A 4790-nucleotide genomic window follows, 5' to 3' on the forward strand; every position below is an offset into this window, starting at 1 on the left:
CCCGCCCGCCCCCCCCCCCCCGGCCCCCCCCGCCCGGCCCCACCCGCCCGGCCCCACCCGCCCGGCCCCCCCCCCCCGCCCCCCCCCGCCCGGACCCGGCCCCGGCCGGGTCCGGGCGGGTCAGGCGCCGCTGCGGGGCACCCGGTGCACACCCGCGCGGAACTTGGGGAGCCGGACCGTCACCTTCGTCCCCGCCCCCACGGCCGTCTCGACGACCAGCCCGTGGTCGTCGCCGTAGACCCGCCGCAGCCGTTCGTCGACGTTGCACAGACCGATGCCCGACGCCCCGCCCGCCTCCCCGGCCAGGACACGCCGCAGCTCCGCAGGGTCCATACCGACCCCGTCGTCCTCGACCGTCACCACCGCCTCGGCGCCGGCGTCCTGGGCGGAGATGGAGATCCGGCACTCGCCCCCCGAGTTCTCCAGACCGTGCTTGACGGCGTTCTCCACCAGCGGCTGGAGGCAGAGGAAGGGCATGGTGACGGGAAGCACCTCGGGAGCCACCTGGAGGGTCACCTTCAACCGGTCGCCGAACCGGGCGCCAGCCAGCGCCAGATACTGCTCGATGCAGCGCAACTCGTCGGCGAGGTGCGTGAAGTCGCCCTGACGGCGGAACGAGTACCGGGTGAAGTCCGCGAACTCCAGAAGGAGTTCACGGGCCCGCTCGGGGTCGGTCCGGACGAAGGACGCGATCGCCGCCAGCGAGTTGAAGATGAAGTGCGGGGAGATCTGCGCCCGCAGCGCACGGATCTCCGCCTCGATGATCCGCGTCCGCGAGCGGTCCAGCTCGGCCAGCTCCAGTTGCACGGACACCCAGCGGGCGACCTCGGTCGCGGCCCGCACCAGCACCGCGGACTCGCGTGACCCGTAGGCCACGAGCGCGCCGAGGACGCCCTCCTCCCCGGTCAGTGGGGCGATGACGGCCCAGCGGAGCGGGCAGGCGGGATCGTCGCAGCCGGTGTGGACGCTCTGGCTGCGCCCCGACGCGAGGACCTCCGTGATCCGCCCCATCACCCGCTGCGGGTGGTGGTCGGCGCCCCGGCCGTCCCAGGCCAGGACGGCTTCCCGGTCGGTGAGGCACAGGGCCTCGGTGCCGAGCAGGGAACGCAGCTGGCGGGCGGCCCTGCGGGCGGTGTCCCCGGTGAGCCCGGCCCGCAGCGGAGGGGCGGCCAGGGACGCCGTGTGCAGGGTCTGGAACGTCGCCCGCTCGACCGGGGTCCCGAGATCGAGGTCTCGTGCCGGCCCGCGCCGTACGCTCGCCCGGCCGAGCAGGAAGCCGACGGCGAGCAGCACGGCCACGGCGGTGCACAGGGTGGTGACGGTCGCCGCGGTCACGGCCGCCCCGCGGGATCCGGCTGCCGGGCGGCGCCGCCACCGGCGCCCGGGCCGGGGACCGGCCTCGGCCGGGGGAGGCCGACCATGTCCTCGGGCAGGTGGAGCCGCGCCAGGACGGCGGCGGCCCCGGCCGGTACGTGCCGCGGTGTCGCGAGCGACACCAGCACCATGGTGAGGAAGCCGAGCGGCACCGACCAGACGGCCGGCCAGGCCAGCAGGACGTCGCCCCAGCCCCCGGGGGCGATCCCGGACCGGGACACCAGGACGGCCACCAGGGCCGAGCCGCCTCCGGCGAGGAGGCCGGCCGCGGCGCCCGGCGGCGTCAGCCGGCGCCACCAGATCCCGAGAACGAGCAACGGACAGAAGGAGGACGCCGCCACGGCGAAGGGAAGGGCGACCGCGTCCGCGGCCGGCACGTGGGAGGCCGTGACGCTCACCGCACAGGGCACGGCCATGGCGATGACGGCGGCCAGCCGGAAGGACCGGACCCCCGCCGAGGGCAGGACGTCCTGGGACAGCACTCCGGCGACGGACGTGGTCAGCCCGGACGCGGTGGACAGGAAGGCCGCGAAGGCGCCGCCGGCCAGCAGCGCACCCAGCAGGTCCCCCGTCACGCCGCCGATCACGCGCTCCGGCAGGACGAGCACCGCGGCGTCGGCCGCGCCCGTGAGGGCGAGCTCGGGCGCGTAGACGCGGCTCAGCGCGCCGTACACCGGCGGCAGCAGGTAGAAGGCGGCGACCAGCGCGAGGACCACCAGCGTGGTACGCCTCGCCGCCCGCCCGTCGGGGCTGGTGTAGAAGCGGACGGCGACGTGCGGCAGCCCCATCGTGCCGAGGAAGGTCGCCATGATCAGCCCGTACGTCGCGTACAGCCGGTGGCCCTGGCCGCCGTCCTCCGTGAACGGCGAGGAACGGACCGGCTCGGGCCCGGTGGAGACCCGTCGGGGGACCTCCGTGCCGGGGGCGAAGGACAGCTCCGTCCCGGCGGCGATGCGGTGGGTGCCCCTGTCCAGGGTGAGCTGCTCCCCGCCGTGGCGGGCACCGTCGATGGCGCCGGTGACCCCCACGGTCAGCGGCCCGTCCAGGTCGACCCGGACGGTGTCGTCGATCCGCACCACGGTGTGCTGTCGGAGGACGGCCGTCGCGTCGAACCCGGCCCGCGGCGTGTCGTCGCCGAACCAGGCGGCGAGCAGGAACAGCGCGGGGACCAGCAGTGCGGTGAGCTTCAGCCAGTACTGGAAGGCCTGGACGAAGGTGATGCTGCGCATCCCGCCGGCGGCGACGACTCCGGTGACGACCAGGGCGACGACGACGCCCCCGAGCCATCCGGGGGCGCCGGTCAGGATCTCCAGGGTGAGGCCGGCGCCCTGCAGCTGCGGCAGCAGGTAGAGCCAGCCGATGCCGACGACGAACAGGGCGGCCAGCCGGCGCACGGCGGGCGATTCGAGCCGGGCCTCGGCGAAGTCCGGGAGGGTGTACGCGCCGGAGCGGCGCAGCGGGGCGGCGACCAGGGCCAGCAGGACCAGGAAGCCGGCCGTGTAGCCGACCGGGTACCAGAGCATGTCCGGGCCCTGGAGGAAGAGCAGTCCGGCGATGCCGAGGAAGGAGGCGGCGGAGAGGTACTCGCCGCTGATGGCGGCGGCGTTCAGTCCGGGGCCGACGGTCCGGGAGGCGACGTAGAAGTCGGAGGTGGTGCGGGAGACGCGCAGGCCCAGCGCGCCGAATAGGACGGTGGCGACGACGACGAGCGCGACGGCCGTCACCGCGTAGGTCTGGTTCACCGGTCCGATCCCGTCGCCGTGCTCAGCGGCCCTCGACGAGCCCGGTGAAGTCGCGCTCGTTGCGTTCGGCGCGGCGCACGTAGCGGCGGGCGACGAGCCAGATCACCGGGGGGACGGCCACGCCGAGCACGGCCCAGAGGACCGGACCGCGGGCCGGGACGGAGCCGGCGGTGGGGGAGGCGAACAGCAGCGGGAGGGTGCCGACCAACAGGAGGAGCAGGCCCAGCGCGGACAGCCCCGCGCGCAGCTGACTCCGCATCAGGGAGCGCACGTACACGTCCCCGAGGGGTGTCCGTTCGGCGATCTCGCTGCGCGCCGGGCGGTCACCTGGCGGACGGCCGGCGCGTCTGGGTATGCCGGTGACCACCTCGCGGCGGGGTCGGTGCTCTGCTGGCATCGCGTCGGCTCCGGCATCGTTCGGCGGGACCGTCCGGACGGGCGTCCGGAGTCCTCGAAGAGTACAGAGCGGCGGCGGAAGAAGGTAGGTCATGTGCGGATGAATCCGACGCCGTGGTGAGGTGCTGCGGAGCGTGACGGCGGAGGTGCGGACCGGACCTCGGGCGGGCGGGCGGTGCGGCGGCGCGGTGCGGTGCGGTGGGGCGGTACGGCGTCCGGGTGTCAGCCGTGGGCGCGACGGATCAGGAGGTCGCGGAGGTGGCGGGCGTGGCGGCGGCTGACCGCGAGGACGGTGGTCCCGATGCGCACGGTGGTCGCCCCGGAGTCGAGCCGGAGCTCGTCGATGCGACCGAGGGCGACGAGGTGGCTGCGGTGGATGCGGACGAAGCCGTGCGGGGCCCAGCGTTCCTCCAGGACGGCCAGCGGGATCCGCACGAGGTGGTCGCCGTCGGCCGTGTGCAGCCGTGCGTAGTCGCCGTGGGCCTCGACGTAGGCGATGTCGGTGAGCGGCACGAGCCGGGAGACACCCGCGCGGTCCACCTGGATGTACTCGGCCGGGCCCCCGGGCTGAGCGTTCTCCGCCGTGACGGAGGGCGCCTCCGGCCGGACGTCGGCCGGGACGGGGGCGCCCTCGCGCGCGGCTTCGGCCAGTTCGCTCGCCCGCCGGACCGCCTCGGCCAGCCGCTCCCGTCGTACTGGCTTGAGCACGTAGTCGACGGCCTTCAGGTCGAAGGCCGCGACGGCGAAGTTCTCGTGGGCGGTGACGAAGACGATCAGCGGAGGCCGGGCGAACCCGGCGATGAGTTTGGCCATGTCGAGCCCCGTCAGGCCCGGCATGTGGATGTCGAGGAAGACGACGTCGACGGCTTCCGGACTGTCGGGTCCCGCGTCGAGTGCCCGGCTGAGGCGGAGCAGCGCTTCGGTGGCGCCGCCGGCGCCCTCGGCGCTCCGGACCCGCGGGTCGGAGCGCAGGAGGTACAGCAGTTCCTCAAGCGCCGGCGCCTCGTCGTCGACGGCCAGTACGCGCAGCATGCTGCGGAGTGTAGACCGCATCGGGCGGCGTCCGCCCTGCTGCGCCGCCGCTCCCGGTCAGCCCTCGCTGCCCGCCGGGGGGAGCTGGGCCTGGATGAGGTTCATCACGGTGGAGTCGGCGAGGGTGGTGGTGTCGCCGATCTCGCGGCCTTCGGCGATGTCGCGCAGCAGGCGGCGCATGATCTTGCCGGAGCGGGTCTTCGGGAGCTCGCCGACGATCTTGATCTGCTTCGGCTTGGCGATCGG

Annotated in this window: 5 protein-coding genes; all 5 read right to left on the bottom strand. The window is 74.9% G+C overall.

Going from position 1 to position 4790, the window contains the following annotated elements; translation table 11 throughout:
• Positions 1–120: 120 nt before the first annotated feature.
• On the bottom strand, positions 121–1335 hold the full coding sequence (locus ACFWOG_RS39620; RefSeq protein ID WP_380364483.1) for a sensor histidine kinase: 1215 nt from the start codon (positions 1333–1335) through the stop codon (positions 121–123).
• Entirely contained in the window at positions 1332–3116 is a 1785-nt protein-coding gene (locus ACFWOG_RS39625) for a cation acetate symporter (protein ID WP_380364485.1), read from the bottom strand. The genes ACFWOG_RS39620 and ACFWOG_RS39625 overlap by 4 nt, the downstream gene beginning before the upstream one ends.
• A gap of 22 nt (positions 3117–3138) precedes the next feature.
• Positions 3139–3513: a hypothetical protein gene (locus ACFWOG_RS39630; protein WP_380364487.1), complete on the bottom strand. Its 375-nt coding sequence runs from the start codon at positions 3511–3513 to the stop codon at positions 3139–3141.
• 221 nt (positions 3514–3734) lie between these two features.
• Positions 3735–4544, bottom strand: a complete 810-nt coding sequence (locus ACFWOG_RS39635) for a LytR/AlgR family response regulator transcription factor (RefSeq protein WP_380364489.1) — start codon at positions 4542–4544, stop codon at positions 3735–3737.
• Between the two features lie 57 nt (positions 4545–4601).
• On the bottom strand, positions 4602–4790 hold a 189-nt coding region (locus tag ACFWOG_RS39640; RefSeq protein WP_380364491.1), incomplete at its 5' end, for a hypothetical protein.

The sequence above is a fragment of the Kitasatospora sp. NPDC058406 genome (assembly GCF_042722765.1).
Taxonomy (GTDB): domain Bacteria; phylum Actinomycetota; class Actinomycetes; order Streptomycetales; family Streptomycetaceae; genus Kitasatospora.